Source organism: Vibrio sp. R78045, from assembly GCF_042466085.1.
GTDB lineage: Bacteria > Pseudomonadota > Gammaproteobacteria > Enterobacterales > Vibrionaceae > Vibrio > Vibrio cyclitrophicus.
In genome coordinates this window covers 1,298,006-1,323,096 of record NZ_JAXHBS010000018.1, presented here as the reverse complement: position 1 = coordinate 1,323,096, position 25,091 = coordinate 1,298,006, and the positions used below count along the sequence as shown (strand labels likewise).

At 43.7% G+C, this 25,091-nt stretch carries 22 protein-coding genes; 17 read left to right on the top strand and 5 right to left on the bottom strand.

The features are described from left to right. The first annotated feature begins 64 nt into the window (after nt 1-64). On the top strand, nt 65-616 hold the full coding sequence (locus SJY39_RS27720; RefSeq protein WP_010434801.1) for a hemerythrin domain-containing protein: 552 nt from the start codon (nt 65-67) through the stop codon (nt 614-616). A 212-nt stretch (nt 617-828) separates the two neighbouring features. On the opposite strand, the gene SJY39_RS27715 is transcribed toward SJY39_RS27720, so the two are convergent. Then, entirely contained in the window at nt 829-1,017 is a 189-nt protein-coding gene (locus SJY39_RS27715; RefSeq protein WP_010434803.1) for a DUF3545 family protein, read from the bottom strand. 712 nt (nt 1,018-1,729) lie between these two features. On the opposite strand from SJY39_RS27715, the gene SJY39_RS27710 reads away from it, so the two are divergent. Next, nucleotides 1,730-3,157, top strand: a complete 1,428-nt coding sequence (locus SJY39_RS27710) for a sodium:alanine symporter family protein (RefSeq protein ID WP_010434805.1) — start codon at nt 1,730-1,732, stop codon at nt 3,155-3,157. 208 nt (nt 3,158-3,365) lie between these two features. Beyond that, nucleotides 3,366-4,142, top strand: coding sequence for a peroxide stress protein YaaA (gene yaaA / locus SJY39_RS27705; RefSeq protein WP_016783951.1), 777 nt, complete (start codon nt 3,366-3,368; stop codon nt 4,140-4,142). Nucleotides 4,143-4,289: 147 nt separating this feature from the next. Here the strand turns inward: yaaA and srmB are convergent, their stop codons facing one another. Both srmB and SJY39_RS27695 read right to left on the bottom strand, forming a co-directional pair. Beyond that, nucleotides 4,290-5,555 (bottom strand): ATP-dependent RNA helicase SrmB, encoded by a 1,266-nt coding sequence (srmB, locus tag SJY39_RS27700; RefSeq protein ID WP_010434808.1) that lies wholly within the window; start codon nt 5,553-5,555, stop codon nt 4,290-4,292. Between the two features lie 107 nt (nt 5,556-5,662). After that, a complete protein-coding gene (locus tag SJY39_RS27695; protein ID WP_016783950.1) occupies nt 5,663-6,391 on the bottom strand; it encodes a tRNA1(Val) (adenine(37)-N6)-methyltransferase in 729 nt (242 codons plus the stop codon). Nucleotides 6,392-6,705: 314 nt separating this feature from the next. Here SJY39_RS27695 and brnQ point away from each other — a divergent pair, with 314 nt between their 5' ends. Further along, nucleotides 6,706-8,019, top strand: a complete 1,314-nt coding sequence (gene brnQ, locus SJY39_RS27690) for a branched-chain amino acid transport system II carrier protein (protein ID WP_010434813.1) — start codon at nt 6,706-6,708, stop codon at nt 8,017-8,019. A gap of 170 nt (nt 8,020-8,189) precedes the next feature. Here the strand turns inward: brnQ and fldB are convergent, their stop codons facing one another. After that, nucleotides 8,190-8,711, bottom strand: a complete 522-nt coding sequence (gene fldB, locus SJY39_RS27685; protein WP_016767735.1) for a flavodoxin FldB — start codon at nt 8,709-8,711, stop codon at nt 8,190-8,192. Between the two features lie 150 nt (nt 8,712-8,861). On the opposite strand from fldB, the gene xerD reads away from it, so the two are divergent. From xerD to SJY39_RS27645, 8 genes are all read left to right on the top strand, one after another. Then, entirely contained in the window at nt 8,862-9,776 is a 915-nt protein-coding gene (xerD, locus tag SJY39_RS27680) for a site-specific tyrosine recombinase XerD (protein WP_010434816.1), read from the top strand. A gap of 26 nt (nt 9,777-9,802) precedes the next feature. After that, a complete protein-coding gene (locus tag SJY39_RS27675; protein ID WP_016767734.1) occupies nt 9,803-10,582 on the top strand; it encodes a thioredoxin fold domain-containing protein in 780 nt (259 codons plus the stop codon). Nucleotides 10,583-10,662: 80 nt separating this feature from the next. Continuing rightward, nucleotides 10,663-12,399, top strand: coding sequence for a single-stranded-DNA-specific exonuclease RecJ (gene recJ / locus SJY39_RS27670; RefSeq protein WP_010434818.1), 1,737 nt, complete (start codon nt 10,663-10,665; stop codon nt 12,397-12,399). A gap of 236 nt (nt 12,400-12,635) precedes the next feature. Further along, a protein-coding gene (gene prfB, locus SJY39_RS27665; protein WP_102297304.1) for a peptide chain release factor 2 occupies nt 12,636-13,734 on the top strand; the annotation gives its coding sequence in 2 pieces (ribosomal slippage) (nt 12,636-12,710 and nt 12,712-13,734; 1,098 coding nt in all). 98 nt (nt 13,735-13,832) lie between these two features. Further along, complete coding sequence (gene lysS, locus SJY39_RS27660; protein WP_010434820.1) at nt 13,833-15,365, top strand: lysine--tRNA ligase; 1,533 nt, start codon at nt 13,833-13,835, stop codon at nt 15,363-15,365. Between the two features lie 271 nt (nt 15,366-15,636). After that, nucleotides 15,637-16,971, top strand: a complete 1,335-nt coding sequence (gene vpsR / locus SJY39_RS27655; RefSeq protein WP_010434821.1) for a cyclic-di-GMP-binding transcriptional regulator VpsR — start codon at nt 15,637-15,639, stop codon at nt 16,969-16,971. Between the two features lie 587 nt (nt 16,972-17,558). Then, a complete protein-coding gene (locus SJY39_RS27650) occupies nt 17,559-17,810 on the top strand; it encodes a hypothetical protein (protein ID WP_004735015.1) in 252 nt (83 codons plus the stop codon). A 192-nt stretch (nt 17,811-18,002) separates the two neighbouring features. After that, nucleotides 18,003-18,314 carry a DUF6482 family protein gene (locus SJY39_RS27645; protein ID WP_004735016.1) on the top strand — a complete coding sequence of 104 codons (312 nt, stop codon included), beginning with the start codon at nt 18,003-18,005 and terminating at the stop codon, nt 18,312-18,314. A 53-nt stretch (nt 18,315-18,367) separates the two neighbouring features. Here SJY39_RS27645 and mutH read toward each other — a convergent pair whose 3' ends face one another. After that, nucleotides 18,368-19,033 carry a DNA mismatch repair endonuclease MutH gene (gene mutH / locus SJY39_RS27640; RefSeq protein WP_010434822.1) on the bottom strand — a complete coding sequence of 222 codons (666 nt, stop codon included), beginning with the start codon at nt 19,031-19,033 and terminating at the stop codon, nt 18,368-18,370. Between the two features lie 616 nt (nt 19,034-19,649). Here mutH and rppH point away from each other — a divergent pair. From rppH to SJY39_RS27615, 5 genes are read left to right on the top strand one after another with little or no spacing between them, the layout of a single operon-like run. Beyond that, complete coding sequence (rppH, locus tag SJY39_RS27635; RefSeq protein WP_004735018.1) at nt 19,650-20,168, top strand: RNA pyrophosphohydrolase; 519 nt, start codon at nt 19,650-19,652, stop codon at nt 20,166-20,168. Nucleotides 20,169-20,170: 2 nt separating this feature from the next. Further along, complete coding sequence (gene ptsP, locus SJY39_RS27630) at nt 20,171-22,420, top strand: phosphoenolpyruvate--protein phosphotransferase (RefSeq protein ID WP_010434823.1); 2,250 nt, start codon at nt 20,171-20,173, stop codon at nt 22,418-22,420. Between the two features lie 8 nt (nt 22,421-22,428). Beyond that, the gene (locus tag SJY39_RS27625; RefSeq protein WP_010434824.1) at nt 22,429-23,220 is read left to right on the top strand and encodes a sulfite exporter TauE/SafE family protein; all 792 of its coding nucleotides are present in this window, start codon (nt 22,429-22,431) and stop codon (nt 23,218-23,220) included. Between the two features lie 57 nt (nt 23,221-23,277). Continuing rightward, the gene (gene lgt, locus SJY39_RS27620) at nt 23,278-24,099 is read left to right on the top strand and encodes a prolipoprotein diacylglyceryl transferase (protein WP_016767730.1); all 822 of its coding nucleotides are present in this window, start codon (nt 23,278-23,280) and stop codon (nt 24,097-24,099) included. 9 nt (nt 24,100-24,108) lie between these two features. After that, nucleotides 24,109-24,960 carry a thymidylate synthase gene (locus SJY39_RS27615; protein WP_016792260.1) on the top strand — a complete coding sequence of 284 codons (852 nt, stop codon included), beginning with the start codon at nt 24,109-24,111 and terminating at the stop codon, nt 24,958-24,960. Nucleotides 24,961-25,091 lie beyond the last annotated feature (131 nt).

Below are 25,091 nucleotides of genomic sequence, written 5' to 3'. Positions count from 1 at the left end.
TCAAACCATAAATAAGCATCTTCGTATACACTTGTAAATAGTAGGTGTAATGGAGTGCAATACTATGATGATTGAAAGGATAAGACGAGAGCATGGCTATATGGCTCGTTTGCTCGCGATTCTCAATAATAAGTTAGAGTGTCTAAAACAAGAGCGTGAAATAAACTACAGCCTGATCGCTGAGGTGGTTCATTATTTGATGAATCATTCGGAAAAGGTGCATCATCCTAAAGAAGATGTAATTTATCGGTATTACCTTAAGCAATATGGAAGTGACCAAGTGATTGAAGACTTGGAGCTAGAGCATCAATTGCTTTCGGAAAAAACCGCCGACTTTTTGGGGTTAGTCGATATGATCCTCCAAGATGCGGTAGTTCCTCAGCAAGTGTTTATTGAACAGCTTGAAGCTTTTGTAAAGGCGCAGAGAAAGCACATGGAATATGAAGAGAAGCATGTATTGCCAATGATTATTGAGGAATTTACTGTGAAAGATTGGCAAGAGGTTGAATCGCAATGGCTTCAACCTGAAAACGACCCTGTCTTTGGAGAGACGATTGCTGATCAATACCGCCAGCTTGCAGCTCGTGTACGACAAAATGAACAAGAGTGCGTTTAGTCTATCAGTACAGCTAATATGAGTTTTGAAGCACCTCTATGTTGAGGTGTCTTCTGTATTAGTCGCTTGATACTTGTTGACTCTTTATCTTCGGTCATAGGCGTTCAAAACGATGCTTTGAATTGGCGAGTAATCATATTTAGGACGGTACAAATAGAATAAAAAAGCACCTTTATAGGTGCCTTTTAGTTTTTATTCTATTGTCGTGCTGATTAAAGCTTTATATCGTCGAGGCTGAAGTCGAGACCTAGGTTCATCTCTCTCAACTCTTTTTCAAGCTGTCTACGGTCGTTGATTGCTTCGATTTCACGCCATTTACGCTTGAGTGGTTTGGAGCGTGTTTTTTGAGTTGCACGAGGTATTTCTAGTTCTGATATTTCATCAAATTGAAAGCTATCCATAAGCCATATCTCCTTCCGTGGGACTCGTTCTTACGAACCATTAAATATCATATTTAAGTCTACAATAACCTTGATTTATTTCTCATTTGTTTCAAATCCATGAAGCTTTTGTTCTATTTTTTTATGCATGCTCACACATTGTGGTGATTTTTGTGTACAAAAAATGAGCAAACAAACATGAGTAAACGATTAAATTAGTGGTTATTGAATGTTAATTCATTGTGCGAAAGGGATAGCATTCTGATAGTGGTGCATTCAGTTGCACACTGCGCTGCGCGGTATGGGAATCTCATTGTTCTAGAAAAATGCACATATCTTCACTATACCTTGTAAAGCCTAGGCTGACGGTATTTATATAACATGGCGTCCTTGTTTTGTTGGAGGACTGATTTTTGTTGATATTATGTCCCGGTAATGTGACTTTTATTGGGCTTAATTGTTGAGAATTGTGTTAACAAAAGGTGTGTTATTAGTGAAATGTCATTTAAATATAAACTCTATTGCATATTGATTTTTAGGCCGTCTCGCTGCATTATCCGCCCGTCAAAAAATACACTGATACGTAAAATGGATGCATGAAGCGACATTTACAATCTAGATCGCAGCAAATAAATATAAAACTAATGCCGACACAACTATTGACACTGGCATAGGTGATCTAGAGGAAGGCTCGGAAGCAAGATCAGTGCTTAAACTCAATTACGAGGTTCACGTGACAGACTTAATCAATTTGATGAACGATCTCCTTTGGGGATCTATCTTAGTTTACTTACTCGTTGGTGTGGGTATCTACTTCACTGTACGACTAGGCTTCATTCAATTCCGCCATTTCGGCCACATGTTCTCTGTTCTCAGAAACAGCCGTAAAGCAGACAGTGCTGGTATCTCTTCTTTCCAAGCTCTTTGTACTAGTCTTGCTGCTCGTGTCGGTACAGGTAACATGGCAGGTGTTGCTGTAGCACTAACCGCCGGTGGCCCTGGTGCTATCTTCTGGATGTGGCTAATCGCCATGCTAGGTATGGCAACATCATTTGCTGAAAGCACTCTAGCACAGCTATACAAAACGCGTGATAACGACGGTAACTACCGTGGCGGCCCTGCATACTACATGGAGAAAGGCCTAGGTATGCGTTGGATGGGGGTTCTATTCTCTATCTTCCTAATCATCGCATTTGGTCTAGTATTCAACGCGGTTCAAGCAAACGCAATTGCAAGCGCAATGAATACGGCATTCGACTTTGAGCGCGGCTACGTTGGTGTTGGTATCGTAATTATCTCTGCATTCGTTATCTTCGGTGGTATCCGTAAGATCGCTCGTACTGCAGAAATCATTGTTCCAATCATGGCACTGGCTTATTTAGCTATCGCTATCTACGTAATGCTAATGAACATTGAGAAAGTGCCTGAAGTTCTGGCTCTTATCTTCAAGAGTGCTTTTGGTCTGCAAGAAGCAGCCGCGGGTGGCCTAGGTTACGCGATCGCACAAGCAATGATTAACGGCATCAAACGTGGTTTGTTCTCGAACGAAGCGGGTATGGGTTCTGCGCCAAACGCAGCAGCTTCTGCTACGCCTTACCCACCGCATCCAGCATCGCAAGGTTACGTGCAAATGCTAGGCGTATTCATGGACACAATTGTTATCTGTTCAGCAACAGTAGCAATCATCCTAATGTCTGGTGAGTATGTACCACATGGTGAAGTAACGGGTATCGAACTCACGCAACGTGCACTAACGGCACAAGTGGGCGAATGGGGCGGCATCTTTGTAGCGGTAGCGATTTTCTTCTTCGCTTTCACTTCAATCATTGCAAACTACTCGTACGCTGAAACGAACCTTATCTTCCTTGAGCACAACAACAAGAAAGGCCTAGTGCTATTCCGTATCGTTGTTCTAGGTATGGTTATGTTCGGTTCTCTAGCGACATTGCCAACAGTATGGGCACTGGCTGACGTATCGATGGGCCTAATGGCGATTGTAAACTTGGCGGCGATTATCCTGCTATCGGGTATCGTGATTAAGCTAGCGAAAGACTACAACCGTCAACTAGACGCAGGTAAAGTACCAACATTTGATTCGAATGACTTCCCAGAGCTTAAGTCTCAGCTGGAAGACGGTATTTGGGACAACAACAAGAAGTAATCTTGTTGGAGCGATAAACAGCTCATCCTAAAGTGATTAGAAAGGCTAAGGTTTCGACCTTAGCCTTTTTCTTTGCCTGTCATTTGCCTAATTCTGTCTATCAAAGCTCATTCTCCCTATCGAAGTAATAGGAAGAGTCATAAAGACAAGTTGATGTTTTTTCTATACTCTAGCAGCATCCAGTTAGATAACCGATTAGGGTAAAGTTATGTTAGTTGTCGTTTCTCCAGCCAAAACACTTGATTACGAATCACCATTAGCGACTGAACGCTTTAGTCAGCCTGAGTTTGTTGAACACTCTGCTGAGCTGATTGAAGAGTGCCGTAAGCTGACGCCAGTAGATGTTTCTGCACTGATGAAAGTCAGCGATAAAATCGCAGGGTTGAACGTAGCGCGCTTTGAGCAGTGGAGCGAGACTTTTACCCAAGACAACGCACGCCAAGCAATCCTAGCCTTTAAGGGCGATGTCTACACTGGCCTAGACGCTGAGACTTTATCGGATGAAGATTTTGACTACGCACAAAACCACCTGCGCATGCTTTCTGGGTTATATGGTTTGCTTAAGCCGTTAGATTTGATGCAGCCATACCGCCTAGAGATGGGGACACGCTTGGCGAATGCTCGTGGTACTAACTTGTATCAGTTCTGGGGTAACATCATCACAGACAAGCTCAATGAAGCGTTGAATGCTCAGGGTGATAATGTGCTGATCAATCTAGCGTCGAACGAATACTTTAAAGCCGTGAAGCCAAAGAACCTTGACGGCCAAGTGATTACCCCAGTATTTAAAGATTGTAAGAACGGTCAATACAAGGTGATCAGTTTCTACGCGAAGAAAGCGCGCGGCATGATGGCTCGCTACATTATCGAGAACAAAATTGATTCGGTAGAAGCGCTAACTCAATTTGATACGGCGGGTTACTATTTCGTTGAAGAAGAGTCGAATGCGAAAGAGCTTGTTTTCAAGCGTGAAGAGCAAAACTAGCAGCCCTTGGCTAACGAGTTAGTCTCGGCTTTAGCCTGTAATTAAAATTAGAGACGAATTATTTAGCCAGATAACAGGCCAGACAAAGAAAAGCCCCATGCTGCGAACTGCATGGGGCTTTTTTATGGAATCGTTGAAGCAGTTAGATTATTTCTTCTTTGCTGCTTTCTTTTTCTTCGCGATTTTTTTCTTCTTCGCGATTTTTTGTTTCTCTACCGCTTTCTTGTCTTCTTTCTTCGGTTTCTTCTTCTTAGTCACGGCCGCTTTCTTATGTGTTGGACGCATACCTTCGATAAAGCGCTCTTTGATCGGTTCTTCAGTGTAACGAGCTACACGCTCAATCATCAGCTGGTCGTGCGCTTCAATGATAGAAACCGCGTTACCTTTTTTACCAGCACGAGCAGTACGGCCAATACGGTGCAGGTAGACATCAGCAGTACGTGGCATGTCGTAGTTGATTACGTGGCTTACGTCTGGAAGGTCGATACCACGTGCAGCAACGTCAGTCGCGAGAAGTACGTTTACCGAACCGTCACGAAAACGAGCAATCGCATTGTTACGGCGATCTTGAGGCATTTCACCTTGGATCCATGCACATGGGATTTGCGCGCTTTCAAGTTGAGCTCGTAGATCACCTAGGCGATCACGAGTTTTCAAGAAGATGATGCTGCGCTCAGCTTGTTCAGTGATGATATGTTTTAGGATATCAAGTTTGTGTTTAGCTGAATCGGCACGGTGATACCACTGAGTGATCTTCTTACGCTCACGAAGCGATGATTTAGCATCGATCTCCGCTGGGTTTTTAAGTAGATCTTCAGTGAAGCCCTCAATACCTTTACCTTCTAGTGTTGCTGAGAACAGTAAAGTTTGTTTACGCCAGCGACACTCTGCTGACAAACGGTCAACGACAGGACCAAAGCCCATGTCTAGCATGCGGTCTGCTTCATCCAGAACTAACCATTCAATCGCACGACAATCGAAACGCTCACCTTCAATGTATTCCATTAAACGACCAGGTGTTGCGACTACGATATCTTGAGTTGTACTTAAGATATCTGCGTGCTCTTGGTACATCACACCGCCCGTGATCGTGAAGATGTTCAGGCTGGTGTATTTAGCAAGTTCACGTGCTTGTTCGGTGATCTGCATTGCCAGCTCGCGCGTTGGCGTTAGGATAAGCATACGTGCAGGGCCAGATTTCTTACGTGGGAAATCCAGTAGGTATTGCAGTGCTGGCAATACAAATGATGCTGTTTTACCAGTACCTGTTGGCGCAGAAGCCAAAACGTCTCTTCCATCTAACGCTTGTGGGATTGCTTCAGCTTGTATCTGTGTTGGGCGTTCGTAGCCCATTTCGTCAATTGCTTTAAGCAGCTCTTGGTTTAGATCGAGTTCTGCAAAGGTTCTGATCACTGTTGTTTCTCCACAAGCAATAAATGTTTCTGCCTCAAAAAGCAGACGATAAAAAAGAGTAGTCGGACATTATAGAAGCATTAGTGATTAGGATCACATGGTATTTGCTACATCTTGAGATAAAAATCTTTAGTAAGGGCAATAAATGCCTCGCTATAACCATTATTGTTGTGGATCGTGAGCGATTCACACTGCAAATCTTGCTCGCAAGCAGGATCTTTAGATAACTCAAACAAAATTCGGCTAGCGGGTTTTTTATTTGTTGTTTTCACATCAAGGCGTTTTGCTAGATACCAACCACATTGCTGGGCAAGCTTGATGAAACCTTCTCCTTCTGGAGTCGGCAGTATGAAGCTTGCGGTTGCATTTTCTGTGGTAAGTTCGAAACAACGCAGGGCAAGCTGAAGGTGCTCCAAGCTTCCTGTATGTCTGGCCGTTGCTCTTTGGCTTTGCTGCGCCTGTTCACCAGAGTTGAAGTAGGGTGGGTTACAGATAATCGCATCAAATCTTTGTGAAAAATCCGCCGTTAACACACTGCCATGATGAAGAGAGATGCGATCTTGCCACTGCGACTGCTCAATGTTGATTGTCGCCGCATCAATCGCGTGCAGATCAATATCGATCGCAAAGATAGAGGCATCTTCATAGCGTTGTGCCGTCATCAAGGCTAATAAGCCAGTTCCTGTCCCTATGTCGAGTACCGATGATTTCGGTGCAAGGTTAGTCCACGCTCCAAGTAGTACGCCATCGGTGCTAACGGGCATGCCGCTTTGTCCACCGTAAATAGAGAATTTTTTAAAATTGAAGCTTTTGGTTTCTATTGTTTTGTCTTTCATGAATGTTCTGAGTATCGAGAATTTTTAAGTGATTAGCTCTAATGTTAATTAGTTGTATGAATCAATGTTCTGTTTGGAAAGCTATTGTTGTGAATTGTGGTTAGTTTATAATTGCGTCTATTTTTCTGTATCCAGTGGAATCCACTGCTTTTGGTTCTCATATGCAAATTTATATGGTGTTTTTTTGTGGTGACTTGCAGCTAGCCAAGTGTTTCGTCATTATGCGCGACTATTTTATAGATTGATTGGCAGCTTTGAGCTGTAACATTCATGTAAGCACAACATAAACTCATAAATATAATTAAGGATTATCTGTGAAACAGAGTCTAAAACTAACAGATATAATGGCATTGGGCTTTATGCTTTTTGCGTTTTTCTTAGGTGCGGGTAACATCATCTTCCCACCTCTTGCTGGTCAATTAGCTGGTGACCATTTCCTTCCAGCGATGTTTGGTTTCTTGCTGACCGCCGTTGGTCTGCCATTAATCACTATCGTTGCTGTGGCTGTGGCTGGTGGCTCTTGGGGTCATCTAACCAAAGATCTTCCTAAGCGAGCAGCTACCATTATGGCTGTGCTGATCTTTATTATCATTGGTCCTGCATTTGCTGCACCGCGTACCGGTCTTGTTGCTTATGAGATGGCGGTGAAACCGTTCTTCATCGATGCCTCTCAAGCTCACCTTACGTTCTTTTCGATTGCATTTTTTGTTGTAGCGATGTTCTTCTCATGGTCTCAAGGTAAGCTAATCGACGTTATTGGTAAGGTGCTTACACCTGTACTATTCGTTGGTTTAGTTGTATTGGCGATTGCTGTGTTTGTTAACCCTCAAGGCGACATTTTTGCGGCACACGGAGAATATATCACTCAGCCACTAACCAAAGGTTTCCTTGAAGGTTACAACACCATGGATACTTTTGCTTCTTTGATGTTCGGCATGCTGATTGTTGATGCGATTCGCAGCAAAGGAATTACTGATCGCGCGGCAACGACTAAGTATTTAATCAGCGCAGGTTGTATTGCTGCAGCTGGTCTAGCGTTTGTTTACATCTCTTTGTTCTTCTTAGGCGCAACGAGTGCAACAGTAGCTGCAGGTGCTGACAATGGCGGTGCTATCCTAAGCCTTTACGTTCAATCACTATTTGGCCCATCTGGTCAGCTAGTACTTTCAGTGATCGTATTGCTAGCATGTCTAACAACGGCAATCGGCCTTGTTTCAGCATGTTCTGATTATTTCAGCTCGCTAACACCTCTGTCTTACAAGACTTGGGTAATCATCAATGGTGTAGCTTGTGCAACCGTTGCGAACGTTGGCCTTTCTCAGCTGATTTCTCTATCTGTTCCAGTACTGTTTGCACTGTACCCTGTAGCAATCGCATTGGTAGCACTGACGTTCTTGCGCAGCCGCTTCCCTAATCCAAAAGCGGCTTACCGTGTGGTTGTTTTAGTGTCACTGATGTTTGCTCTTATTGATGGCGCTAAAGTTGCGGGTATCGATGTATCTGCACTTAACATGCTTCCGCTATTTGAGTTCGGTATGGGTTGGTTATTGCCAACGACTGCAGCAATCATCTGTATGTTCTTTGTTGGTAAAGCAACAGAGCAAGAGATGGCTGAAGAGACTGTTTAATCTTCCGTTAAGATTAAATCGTTAGCCCGTATTCAATATAAAGTTGAATAGAAAAGGCCTCATTACTTTGCAGTGATGAGGCCTTTTTGTATCTAATCGATCATGTTTTTTCGGCTTAGGGTTAGAAACTCGCGCTTAATTCTTAACGCTTAGCTTTAAGAAAACTGAACTTAAAGCTTTTCGCTGTACTCGACGAGTACTTGTTCAACCCAAGTTGCGATGCGTTCGTCGCTGAGTTCGTACTGTGAATCTTCATCCAGAGCTAAGCCGACGAACTGAGATTTGTCTTCCGTTAACGCTTTAGATGCTTCAAACTCGTAGCTGTCATCGTTTGGCCAGAAGCCGACAAATTCAGCGCCTGCGGTTTTCAGTTCATCATGCAATAGTCCCATCGCATCTAAGAACCATTCACCGTAGCCCTCTTGATCACCTAGACCAAACAGAGCCACAACCTTGCCTTTCATTGGCGTGGTTGCGATGTCTTCCCACAGCTCATTCCAATCTTCTTGAATTTCACCGAAATCCCAAGTAGAAATCCCTAGCAACAAAAGGTCGTAGTCCGCCATCAATGAAAGAGGGGTTTCTTTCACGTTATGGATATCAACTAGGTCTTCACCAATTATGCCGCGAATTTTTTCTGCTGCCATTTCTGTGTAGCAGGTGGTTGAGCCGTAAAATAATCCAATTTTCATAGCAAACGTTCGATTTTAATTTCAGATGGCGAATTCTAACCATAAATCGACTTCGATTGCAGCGATTATCCGCTCAAGTCGTAATTTTTATGGCATTCATATTTGCTCTGGCATACTCTCAAAACAGTTTCCAATATTGTGAGTAACACTATGCAGTCGCCTCAAGGGCAGAGCGCAGACCACGGTCTCGTTGAGCAGTTTTTAGATGCTATGTGGATGGAGCGAGGATTATCTGAAAATACCCTCGTCTCGTATCGTACTGATTTATCCAAGTTATTAGCGTGGATGGAAAAGAACAATTATCGCCTCGACTTCATTAGCCTTTCTGGTTTACAGGATTATCAAGGCTGGTTAGCTGACGCTGATTTTAAGCAGACTTCTCGTGCTCGCATGCTGTCGGCAATTCGTCGCTTATTTCAATATTTACACCGCGAGAAAATTCGAGGAGATGATCCCAGTGCCTTGTTGATCAGCCCTAAGTTGCCGCAACGCTTACCGAAAGATTTGAGCGAAGAACAGGTTGATGCCTTGCTTGAAGCGCCTGATCCGAACGATCCTATTGAGCTTCGTGATAAGGCGATGCTTGAATTACTCTATGCGACGGGTTTACGTGTTACGGAACTGGTCAGCTTAACCATGGAAAACATCAGCTTAAGACAAGGCGTAGTACGTGTTATCGGTAAAGGCGGTAAAGAACGCTTGGTTCCCATGGGCGAAAATGCCGTGGATTGGATAGAGACTTTTATTGAACAAGGTCGCCCACAACTACTCGGCGACAATAGCTCTGATGTGGTTTTTCCGAGCAAGCGTGCCAAGCAAATGACCCGTCAGACGTTTTGGTATCGTATTAAGCACTATTCAGTTGTGGCTGGTATTGATACTGAATTACTGTCACCACACGTATTAAGACACGCTTTTGCCACGCATTTACTGAACTATGGCGCAGATCTCAGGGTCGTACAGATGTTGCTGGGGCATAGTGACTTATCGACAACCCAAATTTATACTCACGTGGCGACCGAGAGGCTGAAGCAAATTCACGCTCAGCATCATCCACGTGCTTAAATCCATTTATTTTTAAGGTGAACTTAATGAGCGTATTACGCCGTCTTCCTCTATTAGCGTTTCCTCTTATGATTACTGCATGTAATGCATCAGAAGCGAAAGTAGAACCAACATCAACAGCCGTAGAAGTTGCTTCAGCTCAAGCTATTGATACCGCTGCGTTAACTAAGCGCTTTGAAAAAATCGGTATTAAAGTCGATAAGATCGTTCCTTCAGATATTGATGGCCTGCTGGAGGTTCAAACGAACAGCGGCATTATCTTTTCTTCTCCAGAAGGTGATCATTTTATCGCGGGTACTCTTTACTCTTTGGACGACAACGGCAAGTTCAGTGATGTGTTGGCTGAGCGTCAAGCGCCGTTGAATGCTGAAAAAGTCGCGGCAATGTCAGATACGGTTATCGAATATAAAGCCGATAATGAAAAGTACTTTGTGACTGTATTTACTGACATTACGTGTGGTTACTGTGTTCGTCTGCATAGCCAAATGCAAGGCTATAACGACTTAGGAATTACTGTTCGCTACATGGCTTACCCGCGCCAAGGCGCAACTGGACAAGTTGCCGACCAAATGGCGGCAATTTGGGCTTCTGACGATCCAAAAGAAGCCATGCACGATGCGAAAGTCAATCGTCAAATGCCAGCTTCTGGTAAAAACCTAGCAGAGCAAAAGCAGATCATCGCTAAGCAATACCAATTAGGCCGTGAGCTTGGTATTAATGGCACTCCAGCTATCGTGCTAGCAAGTGGTGAATTGGTGAGTGGTTACTTACCACCAGCACAACTGCTTCAACGTTTAGAGCAGTAATCTTCATTTCTGTATTACCAACATATTCCCCATGTTTTTGATTTAAGGAGTGGCCTGATTGATATCGGGCCCATTTTTATATGATAGAGATCCAACGCCGTCCTGAGGTCGATACTTCAGTTTTACCTGCTCATTTACCTGACTTGTTAAAGCGCATCTATGTGAGTCGCGGAATCAACAGTGCCGACCAATTAGAGACAGCAGCGAAAGGCCTACACTCTTATCAAAAACTGGGTGGTATCGATGCTGCGGTTGAATTATTGTTCAAAGCCATTCAGCAGCAAAAACGCATTATTATCGTTGGTGATTTTGATGCTGATGGTGCGACCAGTTCTGCTTTGTCGGTATTGGCACTGCGCATGCTGGGTAGTTCGAATGTTGATTATCTGGTACCAAACCGTTTTGAAGATGGCTATGGTTTGAGTCCTGAAGTTGTCGTGCAGGCTATCGAACTTGGCGCTGAGGTCATCATGACGGTCGACAACGGTGTCTCTTCGATTGAAGGGGTTCGTTTTGCTAAAGAGAAAGGATTAGAAGTTTTAGTTACTGACCATCATTTACCGGGTCATGAGTTGCCCATCGTCGATGCGATGGTCAATCCGAACCTTGAAAGCTGCGCTTTTCCATCAAAGGCTTTAGCGGGGGTTGGTGTCGCCTTTTATTTGATGATGGCGCTTTGTGTTCATATGCGTAAGTTGAATTGGTTTGCAGAACGCGGCATGACAGAACCTAAGTTGATGGAACTGATTGACCTTGTGGCTCTGGGCACCGTTGCCGATGTAGTCCCGCTTGATGAAAACAACCGAATTTTGGTACATCAAGGGTTGCAGCGTATTCGTGCAGGTAAAGCTCGTCCGGGTATTCAAGCTTTGATTGAAATTGCCAAGCGAGACGCTAAGCGTTTAGTCGCATCTGATTTTGGCTTTGCACTTGGTCCTCGCATTAATGCGGCCGGCAGACTGGACGATATGTCTTTTGGTGTTGAGTTGCTAATGAGTAACAACATCCATGCTGCACGTCGAATGGCGAGTGAGCTGGATGGTTTGAACCAAACACGTAAAGAGATCGAAGAGGGTATGAAGCAAGAAGCGATGGCTTTTTGTGAGCGCCTTGAGTTTGGTAAAGACGATCTGCCTTCGGGTTTAGCGTTGTTCCAGCGTGATTGGCATCAAGGTGTGATTGGTATCTTGGCTTCGCGCATCAAAGATAAATACCATCGTCCAGTGATTGCTTTCGCTGATGGTGGGGAAGGGAGCATAAAGGGCTCTTGTCGTTCGATTCCGGGTTTACATATGCGTGATGCGTTGGACCGAATCGACACTCAAAACCCAGGTTTGATTCTTAAGTTTGGCGGTCACGCAATGGCGGCAGGCTTAACGATTATGGAAAAGGACTTTGATCGCTTCAGTAAGCTGTTTAACGATGTCGTGAAGAATGAGCTTGGAGAAACAGCACTGAAGGGCATTATCTTGTCTGATGGTGAGTTGTTACCTGAAGAGTTCTCAATGCACACCGCCGAAACGCTTCGTTCAGGTGGTCCGTGGGGACAAGCTTTCCCTGAGCCAATCTTCGATGGTGAATTTAAAGTACTGCATCAAAAGTTGGTGGGTGAAAAACATCTTAAGTTGATGTTGGAGCCGCTCTACAAAGGTCACCCGACCAATGTGATGATTGATGGTATCGCCTTTAATGTGGACCTACGCCGCTGGCCTGATGCTTCGGTGAAAACTGTGCACCTTGCATTTAAGCTCGATATTAACGAGTTTCGTGGCAACCAATCTTTGCAGCTGATGATTGATTACATCGAGGCCAAATAGTTCTTTTTAGACTCAACAATTCTCATCATATAGCGCCAAATTCAACAAGCTTTGTTCAAAAACAGAGCTTGTTCTCTTTCCTTCCCTTACAAATTTTACGTGTTTTTTCTGCCTGTCAATTTTATATCCCATTAAGTTATTGAATCTTGGTTCACCGCTCTAAAAAATTCTGTATCTCCGTCACACTTTTGAGTACAATTCTTCGGTTAAATTCTACTCATAAATGATGAGCTAAAATGTTTGAAATCAATCCTATAAAAAACCGTCTGCAGGATGTGTCTGAGCGCACAAATATCCTGAGGGGGTATCTTTGACTATGACGCTAAGAAAGAGCGTCTAGAAGAAGTAAACGCAGAATTAGAACAACCGGATGTATGGAACGAACCTGAGCGTGCTCAAGCGCTAGGTAAAGAACGTTCTGCATTGGAAGCGGTAGTAGAAACAATCGACCAACTTGACCAAGGCGTTGAGGATGTTGATGGCCTATTAGAGCTTGCGGTTGAAGAAGAAGATCAAGAAACGTTCGATGAGATTGAACCAGAACTCTCCGAGCTTGAAGCTAAGCTAGAGAAGCTGGAATTCCGTCGTATGTTCTCTGGTGATCACGATGCATCAGATTGCTACATCGATTTACAGTCAGGCTCGGGCGGTACAGAAGCTCAAGACTGGACTTCAATGATGTTGCGTATGTACTTACGTTGGGCTGATTCGAAAGGCTTCAAGACTGAAGTTATCGAAGTGTCTGATGGTGATGTTGCTGGCCTTAAAGGTGCAACGGTACGTATCTCTGGTGAGTACGCTTACGGTTGGTTACGTACAGAGACTGGTGTTCACCGTCTAGTTCGTAAGTCACCATTTGATTCAAGTGGTCGTCGTCATACTTCATTTGCCTCTGCGTTTATCTATCCTGAGATTGATGACAACATTACGATCGACATTAATCCTTCTGACTTACGTATTGATGTATACCGTGCCTCTGGCGCTGGTGGTCAGCACGTAAACACCACGGAATCAGCGGTACGTATTACTCACGTTCCGACTAACACCGTGGTTCAGTGTCAGAATGACCGTTCGCAGCATAAGAACAAAGATCAAGCGATGAAGCAGCTACGTGCTAAGCTTTTTGAACTTGAGATTCAAAAACAAAATGCTGAAAAACAAGCGAGCGAAGAAACGAAATCAGACATCGGTTGGGGCAGTCAGATCCGCTCTTACGTACTGGATGATTCTCGTATCAAAGATTTACGCACCGGCATCGAAAACCGTAACACTCAAGCGGTTCTTGACGGTGACTTAGACAAGTTTATTGAAGCTAGCCTGAAATCAGGTCTGTAAGCTTTATCAACTATTAAGCTTTACCAATAATATTGGTAAAAATGCCTATATTTGAAAAAATATAGCTGTCCAAATTATAAAAGCAGGGTACATCTCTAATGACTGATGCTGTTCAAAACGAAAACGCACAAGAAGCTTCTTCACCTGAAGAGAACAAACTAATCGCTGAGCGCCGCAGCAAGCTGGATCACATCCGCCAAAACTGCAAAGCTAACGGTCACCCAAATGACTTCCGTCGTGAGCACCTAGCTGGCGACCTTCAAGCGGAATTCGGTGAGAAGACTAAGGAAGAGCTCGAAGAGCTTAACCACATCGTTGCGATCGCTGGTCGTATTATGGCGAAGCGTGGTCCATTCCTTGCGATTCAAGAAACTTCTGGTCGTATCCAAGCATACGCAGCGAAAGACGTTCAAAAAGTACTAAAAGAGAAGTACCAAGGCCTAGATATCGGTGACATCATCGGTGTTAAAGGTGCGCTTCACAAATCAGGTAAAGGCGACCTTTACGTGAACATGGAAGAGTTTGAATTGCTAACGAAAGCACTTCGTCCTCTGCCAGAGAAGTTCCACGGTCTAACTGACCAAGAGATGCGTTACCGTCAGCGTTACGTTGACCTAATCGTGAACGAAGACTCTCGTAACACATTCATCGTGCGTTCTAAGCTTGTGTCTTCAATCCGTAACTTCATGAGCTCAAAAGGCTACCTAGAAGTTGAAACGCCAATGATGCACGTGATCCCAGGCGGTGCAACAGCACGTCCATTCATCACTCATCACAACGCACTAGACATCGACATGTACCTACGCGTTGCACCTGAGCTTTACCTTAAGCGTCTAGTAGTTGGTGGTTTTGACCGTGTATTCGAGATCAACCGTAACTTCCGTAACGAAGGTCTTTCTCCACGTCACAACCCAGAATTCACAATGATGGAATTCTACCAAGCGTACTCTGACTACAAAGATCTAATGGATCTAACGGAAGAGATGCTAAGCACAGCTGCAATGGACGTTCTTGGTTCTACTTCTATGCCTTACGGTGAGGAAACAGTTGAGTTCGGTGGCACTTACGCTCGCATGAGCATGTTCGATGCAATCAAACACTACACTCCTGAAAATGCAAACATTCAAGCTTTGACTGAAGATGATCTTCAGAACAGAGAATTGATGGTTAAAATTGCAGAAGAAGTAGGTCTGTACGTTGAGAAGTTTTGGACGTGTGGTCAGCTTCTTGAAGAGATCTTTGGTGAAACGGCTGAGCCTCAGCTAATTCAACCAACGTTCATCACTGGCTACCCAGCGGACATCTCTCCTCTAGCACGTCGTAGCGATGACAACCCATTCTTCACAGACCGTTTTGAGTTCTTCATCGGTGGCCGTGAAGTCGCGAACGGTTTCTCTGAGCTTAACGATGCACAAGATCAAGACGAACGTTTCAAAGCGCAAGTTAACGCGAAAGACGCGGGTGATGATGAAGCTATGTACTACGATGCAGACTACATTACAGCACTAGAGCACGGCCTACCGCCAACAGCGGGTCAAGGTATAGGTATCGACCGTCTAGCGATGCTATTTACAAACACGCACACAATTCGTGATGTGATTTTGTTCCCGGCAATGCGCCCACAAGCGTAATTTTCGCTTACGGTTTGTAACAAACGCGTTAATTGAAAAGCCACCTTCGGGTGGCTTTTCTGCTTTTATGACTTTAAAACCTTGCTTGCACCGCACTCTTGATTCGAAAAATCACTATTTCTGACATAGTCTTACTATTGAGACGAAAAATCTAAGATAGTCTCATTATTATACGCCTCGGCGCTGAATACGATCTCGTGGCATTTTGTAGAGTTATCAGCATTAAACTCGTATTAGTCTGATTTAAATAAAAATAGAATAAGGAAGAAGGATGGGAACTCAATTTAAGATGGATTCCTTACCAGGTTCTCTTATCGTGGTTGGTGGTGCGTACGAACCCTGGTTATCAGTGTTAGAACAAGTGGGTTGGCAGTGTACCCAGTGTGCAGATCTACGAAAAGCCGATGCCTTGATTGCTGACATTGGTCCATGTATCGGTATTGTTGATCTTAGCCATGATGAGTTTAGTCTTAACGGTATTGCTAACCTCGTAAGCAATAACAAGCAGGTGCGATGGCTCGCCTTTATTCGTGAATCTCAATTGAGCTCTGATACGATCTGCCAATTTATCGTTAACTTCTGTATCGACTTTTTCACGGCACCAATCCCTGATGCTCAGCTACTGAGTACTATTGGTCACCAGTTGGGTATGCTCAAGCTTGAGCAGAAAGTATGGCCAAACTACGGCATTAACAACAATATGGGCCTATTGGGTGACTCTGTGGCTGTGAAGCGCTTGAGAGACCAAGTAAAGCGCATTGGGCCTACTGATGTCAGTATCTTAATTTACGGAGAGAGTGGGGCAGGTAAAGAGACGATCGCACGTTCTATTCATCAAAACTCTTCGCGAGCACAGAATCCATTTCTAACGGTTAATTGCCGTGCCTTGTCTGAAATGAGAATAGAAGCTGAAGTGTTTGGTATTTCAACACAGCAAACTTCGGCACCGTGTATATTAGAAGAAGCAGACGGCGGAACTATCTTACTCAATGATGTGTTGGCGATGCCCCGTAATCAACAATTGAATCTACTTCGCTTTTTACAAGAAGGCAAAATTGAAACTGCGGCAGGGCCAAAATCTATCGATGTACGTATTCTGGCGGCGAACTCTTCTGATATCGAAAAAGCATTGATTGAAGGTGACTTCAATGAAGAATTGTATCATTACATTAATGTGTTGCGTATTCATGTTCCGAGTCTGAAAGAGCGTGTGAGCGATATTTCTGTGTTAGCGAATCATTTCTTACGTGAGTACTCGAAAGAGTTTAATGCTCAGGCTAAGAGTTTCTCAGAGGATGCTATTCGTTCAATGAATCGCTACCACTGGCCAGGCAACGTTCGTGAGCTGATGAATCAGATAAAGCGTGTTGTTCTGATGTCGGATGCCGTGATCATAGAAGATCACCAACTTGATTTACCAAAACAGAATGATGAACGTCGCAGTTTGAAAAGCATTCGTGAGCGTTCAGAGCGCGATGCATTGTTGATTGTATTGGAATCTTACGGTGGACAGGTCTCGTTGGCTGCTAAGGAGCTCGGAGTATCACGAGCAACGATGTACCGTTTATTGAATAAACACAGCCTTATTTCTGAGGGCGTTATTTAGAATTCTTTGCTAAGTGATTCAATCTGTTAGTGTAAATTTAAGAGCGACGCATCATGCGTGGCTCTTTTTGTTGTTAGTCGCTGTGTTCACATTCGAACAATTGAGAGATGCCCCCTAGGTCACTAAGAGATATGTTCTGTGATTTTATATAATAATAGTGAATATCTTATATATAAATGAATATGCAACTGATATTCCAGGTGAATGCATTGTTTTAAAAATGTGAGCCAATTAGCGGTTGAATAATATACTCACTTGGTTAGACTTTAACCGTGAAAGCAGCGTTTTAACAAAGACTTGTCTGCTTTCACTACCCCATTTCTTTTTGGATTTTTTAGTTAGCTTGGAGGCGCAAATGAAACATTTCGATTTTATACAGCATATTTGCGCTTCGTTTGATCCGTGTTCTGACATGGTGACTGTTATGTCACAAACATCAGCCATGGCCGATCGAAACACCCAAGATAAACCTAACTAATAGATCCGTATCCTTATTTGGCTGCGGAAAAATAGCAGCTAAGTGAGAAACCCTCATACGATCTAACACGCTATTTTTCCTCAGTTTATTCAACAACTGGAGAGTTATTATGCGTCACTCAGTATATTTAAAATTAGCAACAGTCCTTATCCGTGCAGACCTTCGTCGTGAAGAGCGTGAATGGCAACGAAAAGTTCGTCGCAGTTCATATGATCTACCATGGAACAATACTCACTTACTAAGAGATATTGGTCTTGAAGCCGATGGTCGACCTATTGGTTTTTCTGAACCCGAAGTTGTTACGATTGAACGTCGAGTACGTCACCTTCGTCGTGTCTTAAGTGCGCGAATACCGACGTAATCTGCGGGGTTGATAGCACCTTTCAACCCCTAGGATAAATCACAGTGATAGTTATGGCGTCGAAAGTGCAAACTTTTGAATTAGAACTGGCCAAAAAAGAGAAGCACTTGCTTCTCTTTTTTGCTTTTTTAAGTCGTTACCTAGTAAAGGAAAAGAGTTCTACTACTCTTTAAAGAGCAGGGGAGGACGGTTATGCAAAAGCATCAATTAGACATGTGGTTACATGGAGAGCACAAAGACTCTTATCAAACACCCAAAGTGTACGTTATTGGTTGTTCTGATATCTCAGAGTATCTATTGGCGGTGGAGTACAAACACAAGCTAGAACCTGTAAAGCAAGACGGCGAGCCGCTTCACTTTGGATCCTTGGATCAAGTGAAAGAGGAGTTACTCCGGCTCGGCTTTGAAAAGGCTTACCTTCGCTTGCACAACGCGTATGATGAGTTTGGTAATGAACCTAGCCAGAGTTACTGCGATATTGAATTAGCGCTTAAACCTCATTAGAGGGAATTTACAGCGTACTTATAATCAGTATGTTCGACTTTCGTTCTCGACAGTTATGCATAGTGTGCAGTCAGCAGTTTATGGGTGAACTGGGTTCTTAAGTAAAAACCACGAGGTTTGGTTTTTATGGGTTTACCGCTTGCACCGTAAGCTTCCGTTAACACACGACTGTTTGCGGCCTTAGGGCGTAAATGGAGTGCTTCACCGTGCCTTGCTGTTATCTGTTCAACATTGCCTAAAACAATCAACTCCATCAGCTCTTCCCAATCTCTTTTTAGAAGTTCATCTTCTTCTTGGCTTGGCGTCCATAATAAAGGTGAACCAACATGCCTTTCTGCCAACGGGATTTCTCTTTCTCCTTCAACTGGGATCCACAGCACTTTAGACAGTTTATTTCTAACGTGGCTAGTTTCCCATGTTATGCCTTGTACGCCCATCAGTGGCGCAACACAAACAAACGTTGTTTCGAGTGGCTTTCCAGAATAACCAATCGGAATGCTTTTAAGTTCGATGCCCAGCTTTGCAAAATCCTGTTCTGGCTTACTGCCAGCGGGTGCACCTAAATGCCATTCTAACAGCTGCCCAACCCAACCTTTATCACGCTTAAGGTCGCTTGGCATCACCATCTCGGCTTCATCGGAGAGCTCTTTGAAGGTCATCCCTGCAATAGTATACGCTCTGTCTAATAGCTCTTGTTGTGTTTGTGGTTCTGGTTTCATAATAAAAAGCATAATCAAAAAAACGATTTTACCAGAAGTTATCACCATATGACGACTGGTTAAGAAATGATCTCCTTACTTAAAAAGGGATCAAACTCGTGGTTATCCACAGGACATAAAGGTAATTAATTGAAATATTAATTTAGTGTATAAATAAACAGGGGTTTGTGGTGGATAAAATGCTTGCTAAATAGGGGGCAAAATGAATCTTTCAGTTGCTAGTGTGGATAAACACCTGAGTGGTTGATCTTTAACCACGTTCGATTTTTGAAAGATCTTTTGCTTTCTAAATGTTTTTAAAATTATGATTATGATTTTAATTTGTTGATTTTTAATGGTTTAAAATGTTGATAATTGATTTGTTGTTTAAGGTGTTGATGAATCTATGGATTAAAAAAAACGATTGCGGGGAATTCTTCACATAGTTATTCACAGAAAAGGTGAATAAATGTGGTCTATGTCTCACTATTGTGTGGGTAACTAGAATTTGAGCAAAACTTATCCATATTCGTAGTTAATATTCATAAATATAGCGCTTATCACGTCACTAAGTTTGCTCCGATTGGGGATATGTGGAAAAATCAGAGTAATTAAAAATTTAGATAGAGGTTGGCCAGTGATAGATGGCGATGGTTACCGATTAAATGTTGGTATTGTAATCTGTAACAACCATGGTCAGGTCTTCTGGGCTAAACGATACGGGCAACATTCATGGCAATTCCCTCAAGGGGGAATAGATGAAGGTGAAACTCCGGAACAGGCAATGTACCGTGAGTTGTATGAAGAGGTTGGCCTTACTAAAAAGGATGTAAAGATCGTCGCGACAAGTCGTCATTGGTTACGCTATAAGCTACCCAAACGACTGGTTCGGTGGGATTCTAAACCTGTCTGTATTGGACAAAAACAGAAGTGGTTCCTTTTACGCTTAGATTGCGATGAATCGCAGATCAATATGCAGCGTGGAAGTACACCTGAATTTGATGGTTGGCGTTGGGTGAGTTACTGGTACCCTGTTCGACAAGTTGTTTCTTTTAAGCGAGATGTGTACCGTCGAGCGATGAAAGAATTCGCATCTTTGGCAATGCCGTTTAAAGAGCGAAAAACAAAAGGAAAACGCAAATTGCGTAGAGGTTAAGCATGCTCAGTCAACTAAGGGAAATAGTTGAACACGTATCAAGAGTTGAAGATGTGTCGACGGCTCTTGATATTTTAGTTAAAGAGACATGCAGTGCGATGCAGACGGAATGTTGCACCGTGTATTTGGCAAATAATGATATGCAGCGCCTTGAGTTGATGGCAACTCAAGGCCTGATCTTCAAAGGCAATAGTATTCACATTGGTTTTGACGAAGGCCTGGTTGGCCTTGTTAAAAGAAGCGCTGAACCTATCAACCTTGCACAAGCGTCTGCTCACCCTGCTTATAAATTTTTTCCGGAGTTGGGAGAAAAGGTTTATCACTCTTTTCTCGGTACTCCGATTATCCATCGCAAGCAAGTGCTTGGTGTTTTGGTTATTCAACAGAAATCTCCTCGTTTATTCAGTGAAATGGAAGAGTCTTTCCTTGTCACTCTTTCAGCACAACTTGCGGTTATTGTGGCGCATGCCCAAACCCAAGGTCATTGGTTATTAGAACAACAAAAGTTGCCGGCGACGAAAGGTATCGCAGCGTCATCAGGTGTAGCGATTGGTGATTTGTGGTGGGACAACACGCAACCTGAATTAACCGATGTTTATCCGGCTTCGACGCTTAATGTTGAAAGAGAGCATGAGTTGCTGGCGGTTGCTGTCGAAAATGCTCTGAATGACTTTAAGCGCATGCGCAAGCGTTTGGACAGCGAAATAAACAAAGATGCGTTGGCGATCTTTGACCTGTTTACTCACTTACTCAACGATCCCATGTTGCGTAAGGATCTGAAAAGCCAAATTCAGAAGGGCGATAAAGCTGATTGGGCACTAAGACAAGTTGTTGAAAGTTACTCTAATCGCTTTGCTCGTATGTCTGATGTCTATCTTCGCGAGAGAGCACAAGACATTCGAGAGCTCGGACAAAGGCTGCTGTATTTCCTTCATAACTCTGAGCATGAACTCCGCACGTTAGACAAGCCCATTATTCTGGTGGTACGTGAACTAACGGCCTCTGTTTTGGCGTCTATTCCAAAAGAAAAATTGTTGGCGGTCATTTCCTTGGAAGGGGCGGCGAACTCTCACGCAGCGATCTTATCTCGTGCGCTTGGCATTCCTTCGGTGATGGGGGTCAATTTCAATCTTGCCCAAGCTAATGGTAAGCAAGCGATTGTCGATGGGTATAGCGGTGAGATTTTTATTGAGCCGAGTCATAACTTACTTAGTGAATACCAAGGGCTGATTCTAGAAGAAAGTGAACTCTCTTCTATGGTCAACCGAGAATTATATTTACCAGCAAGAACGCAAGATGATCAGCAAATAGAGATCTTGCTCAATGCTGGTTTGAGTGCGGATACTAATATAGCGATTAACCAAGGGGTTGACGGCGTAGGCTTGTATCGAACGGAAATTTCTTTCTTGTTACAGCAGAGATTCCCGTCAGAAGACGAACAGTTCAAGCAGTACCGTTCTGTATTATCGAGCTATCCCGAGAAGCAAGTGGTGATGCGTACGTTGGATATTGGTGGTGATAAGGCATTACCTTATTTCCCGATTGAAGAGGACAATCCGTTTCTTGGCTGGCGTGGTATTCGTTTTACACTCGATCACCCAGATATCTTTATTATTCAACTACGCGCCATGTTGCGTGCGAGCTGTGATAGTCAGAATTTAAGTATCCTATTACCAATGATTTCGGGTGCTCAAGAGCTGGATGATGCGGTTCAGCTTATAGAACAGGCTTACGATGAAGTACACGAGCTTGATAATAGAGTACGCATGCCTCGCATTGGTATCATGATCGAAGTGCCATCAATGCTGTATTTGCTGCCGTTAATCGCAGACAAGGTCGATTTTGTTTCTGTGGGTACCAATGACTTAACCCAATATTTATTGGCGGTTGATCGGAACAATTCCCGCGTATCTGATGTCTATGAATCCATGCACCCTGCGGTGATCATGGCATTAAAACAAATTCATGATACATGTAAGCAATATCAATTACCTGTGTGTATTTGTGGCGAGCTAGCTGGTGATCCTATGGGCGCATTACTGTTGATTGGGCTAGGGTACGAAACGTTAAGTATGAATACCTCAAATGTCGCTAGAACCAAATACTTGATTCGCCAATCTAACCTGAGTGAATTACAGGATTTAGCAAATAAGGCACTTTCAAAACCGTATGGTCGTGACATCTATAGTATGATGCTCAACTATTTCGAAGAGCGTGAATTTACAGGCTTCATTCGAGCAGGTAAAAAATAGGATTTGACGTGTCATATGAACTAATAGGCTTGTTAGCAGGTCTTGGTGCTGTTGTTGGTGTTTTAGCGGGTTTGCTGGGCATTGGCGGTGGCTTGCTGGTGGTGCCTGCCTTATTGTTTTTGCTTCCTAAAGCGGGCATCCCTCAAGAGTTTGCGATGCAGATGGCATTGGCGACTTCGTTATCAACCATTATTGTTACGTCAGGATCGTCTGCGATTAACCACTTAAAGTTGGGTAACGTAGAGATATTTGTCGTTAAATGGTTGATGCCAGGTGTGGTCGTGGGTGGTTTTCTCGGTTCTTTTGTCGCCGACATCATTCCAGCTCAATATCTACCGAAAGTCTTTGGTGTGATTGTATTGGTATTGGCATTACAAATGCTGTTATCGATTCGTTCTACGAGTCAGAAAGCGATGCCAGGCTCTGCAAAAACGATGTTATGTGGTGGCGGTATTGGCTTAGTCTCAAGCTTGGCTGGTATTGGTGGTGGATCTTTATCTGTGCCTTTTCTTAACCATCATGGTGTAGAAATGCGCAAGGCCGTGGGTTCCTCTTCGGTGTGCGGCTTTGTTATTGCTATTTCAGGAATGCTCGGGTTTATTTGGCATGGTTCGTCTGTAGATGATCTTCCAGCGTTTAGTTTGGGCTATGTTTACCTACCAGCTTTGGTCGCAATATCTTGTACTTCAGTTCTAACTACTCGAGTTGGTGCGAAACTGGCGACGCAATTGCCAACTCCCGTGCTAAAGAAATTCTTTGCAATATTTTTAATGTTTATAGCAGCTACAATGCTGCTGTAGTGTCTTTTTTGTCAGCTGCTGAGCTGACCGTTATTCAATTTAGATAGAGAGCCACGTATGTCTCAGGGTTTTATCGAATTCCCAAATATCGATCCTGTTCTTATCGAACTAGGACCAATTTCAGTTCGCTGGTATGGCTTAATGTACCTTGTTGGCTTTATGTTTGCTCTTTGGCTAGCAAATCGCCGAGCTGATCAACCAGACAGTGGTTGGACCCGAGAGCAAGTATCAGATTTGTTATTTGCAGGCTTTCTAGGTGTAGTACTTGGCGGTCGTATTGGCTACGTACTTTTCTATAACTTTGACCTTTTCCTAGCAGACCCTCTTTACCTCTTTAAGGTATGGACGGGTGGTATGTCTTTCCACGGTGGTTTGCTTGGTGTTATCACTGCGATGTTCTGGTATGCGAAAAAGAACGGTCGAACCTTCTTTGGTGTAGCTGACATGATCGCGCCATTGGTTCCATTTGGTTTGGGCATGGGGCGTTTAGGTAACTTCATGAACAGCGAGCTTTGGGGCCGTGTGACTGATGTGCCATGGGCAATCGTATTCCCTAATGGTGGTCCACTTCCTCGTCACCCATCTCAACTTTACGAGATGGCGCTTGAAGGTATTGTGCTGTTCTTCATCTTGAACTGGTTTATCAAAAAGCCGCGTCCTCTTGGTTCTGTGTCAGGGTTATTCCTCTCAGGATATGGTACATTCCGCTTCTTAGTAGAATACGTACGTGAACCTGATGCTCATCTAGGTTTGTTCGGTGGATTTATCTCTATGGGACAAATTTTGTCACTGCCAATGGTTATCATCGGTGTGCTGATGATGGTGTGGGCATACAAGCGTGGTCACTACAAAGATGAATTACCACAACAAACGAAGTAAGGAACTGGTGTGAAACAGTATTTAGACCTCTGTCAGCGTATCGTTGATGACGGTACTTGGATTGAAAATGAACGCACTGGCAAGCGCTGCCTAACTGTGATCAATGCTGACCTTGAATATGATGTTGGTAATAACCAATTCCCACTGGTAACAACGCGTAAAAGCTTTTGGAAAGCGGCAGTTGCTGAACTGCTTGGTTATATCCGTGGTTACGATAATGCTGAAGATTTTCGCAAGCTAGGGACTAAAACCTGGGATGCGAATTCGAACCTGAACGAGGCATGGTTGAATAATCGTTACCGCAAGGGTGAAGACGACATGGGCCGTGTTTACGGCGTTCAAGGACGTGCATGGGCAAAACCTGACGGCGGTAATATCGACCAACTGAAGAAGATTGTTGATGATTTAACTAACGGTATTGATGACCGTGGCGAGATTTTAAACTTCTACAACCCAGGCGAGTTTCACATGGGTTGTTTGCGTCCGTGTATGTACAGCCACCACTTCTCTCTGCTTGGTGACACCCTGTACCTAAATAGTACTCAGCGCTCTTGTGATGTCCCTCTAGGTTTGAATTTCAATATGGTTCAAGTGTATGTGTTCCTCGCTATCATGGCGCAGATCACCGGCAAGAAGGCGGGCGTGGCTTACCACAAGCTTGTTAACGCTCATATCTATGAAGATCAACTTGCACCAATGCGCGATGTTCAGTTGAAGCGTGAGCCGTTAGCTGGCCCTACATTCCATATCAATCCTGAGATTAAGTCTCTAGAAGATTTAGAAACATGGGTAACGATGGATGACTTCTGGGTTGAAGGTTACGAATGCCACGAGGCGATTAAGTACCCATTCTCGGTTTAATGCAATCCGTTTTATTTGATTAAAAGGCTGCCATTGTGCGGCTTTTTTTGTACCTGTAGCTCGGTAACGAGATACGAAGAGCGTGTTTAGATTTGAGTCAGTGATATACGAAATATCAAACGCAGATAATG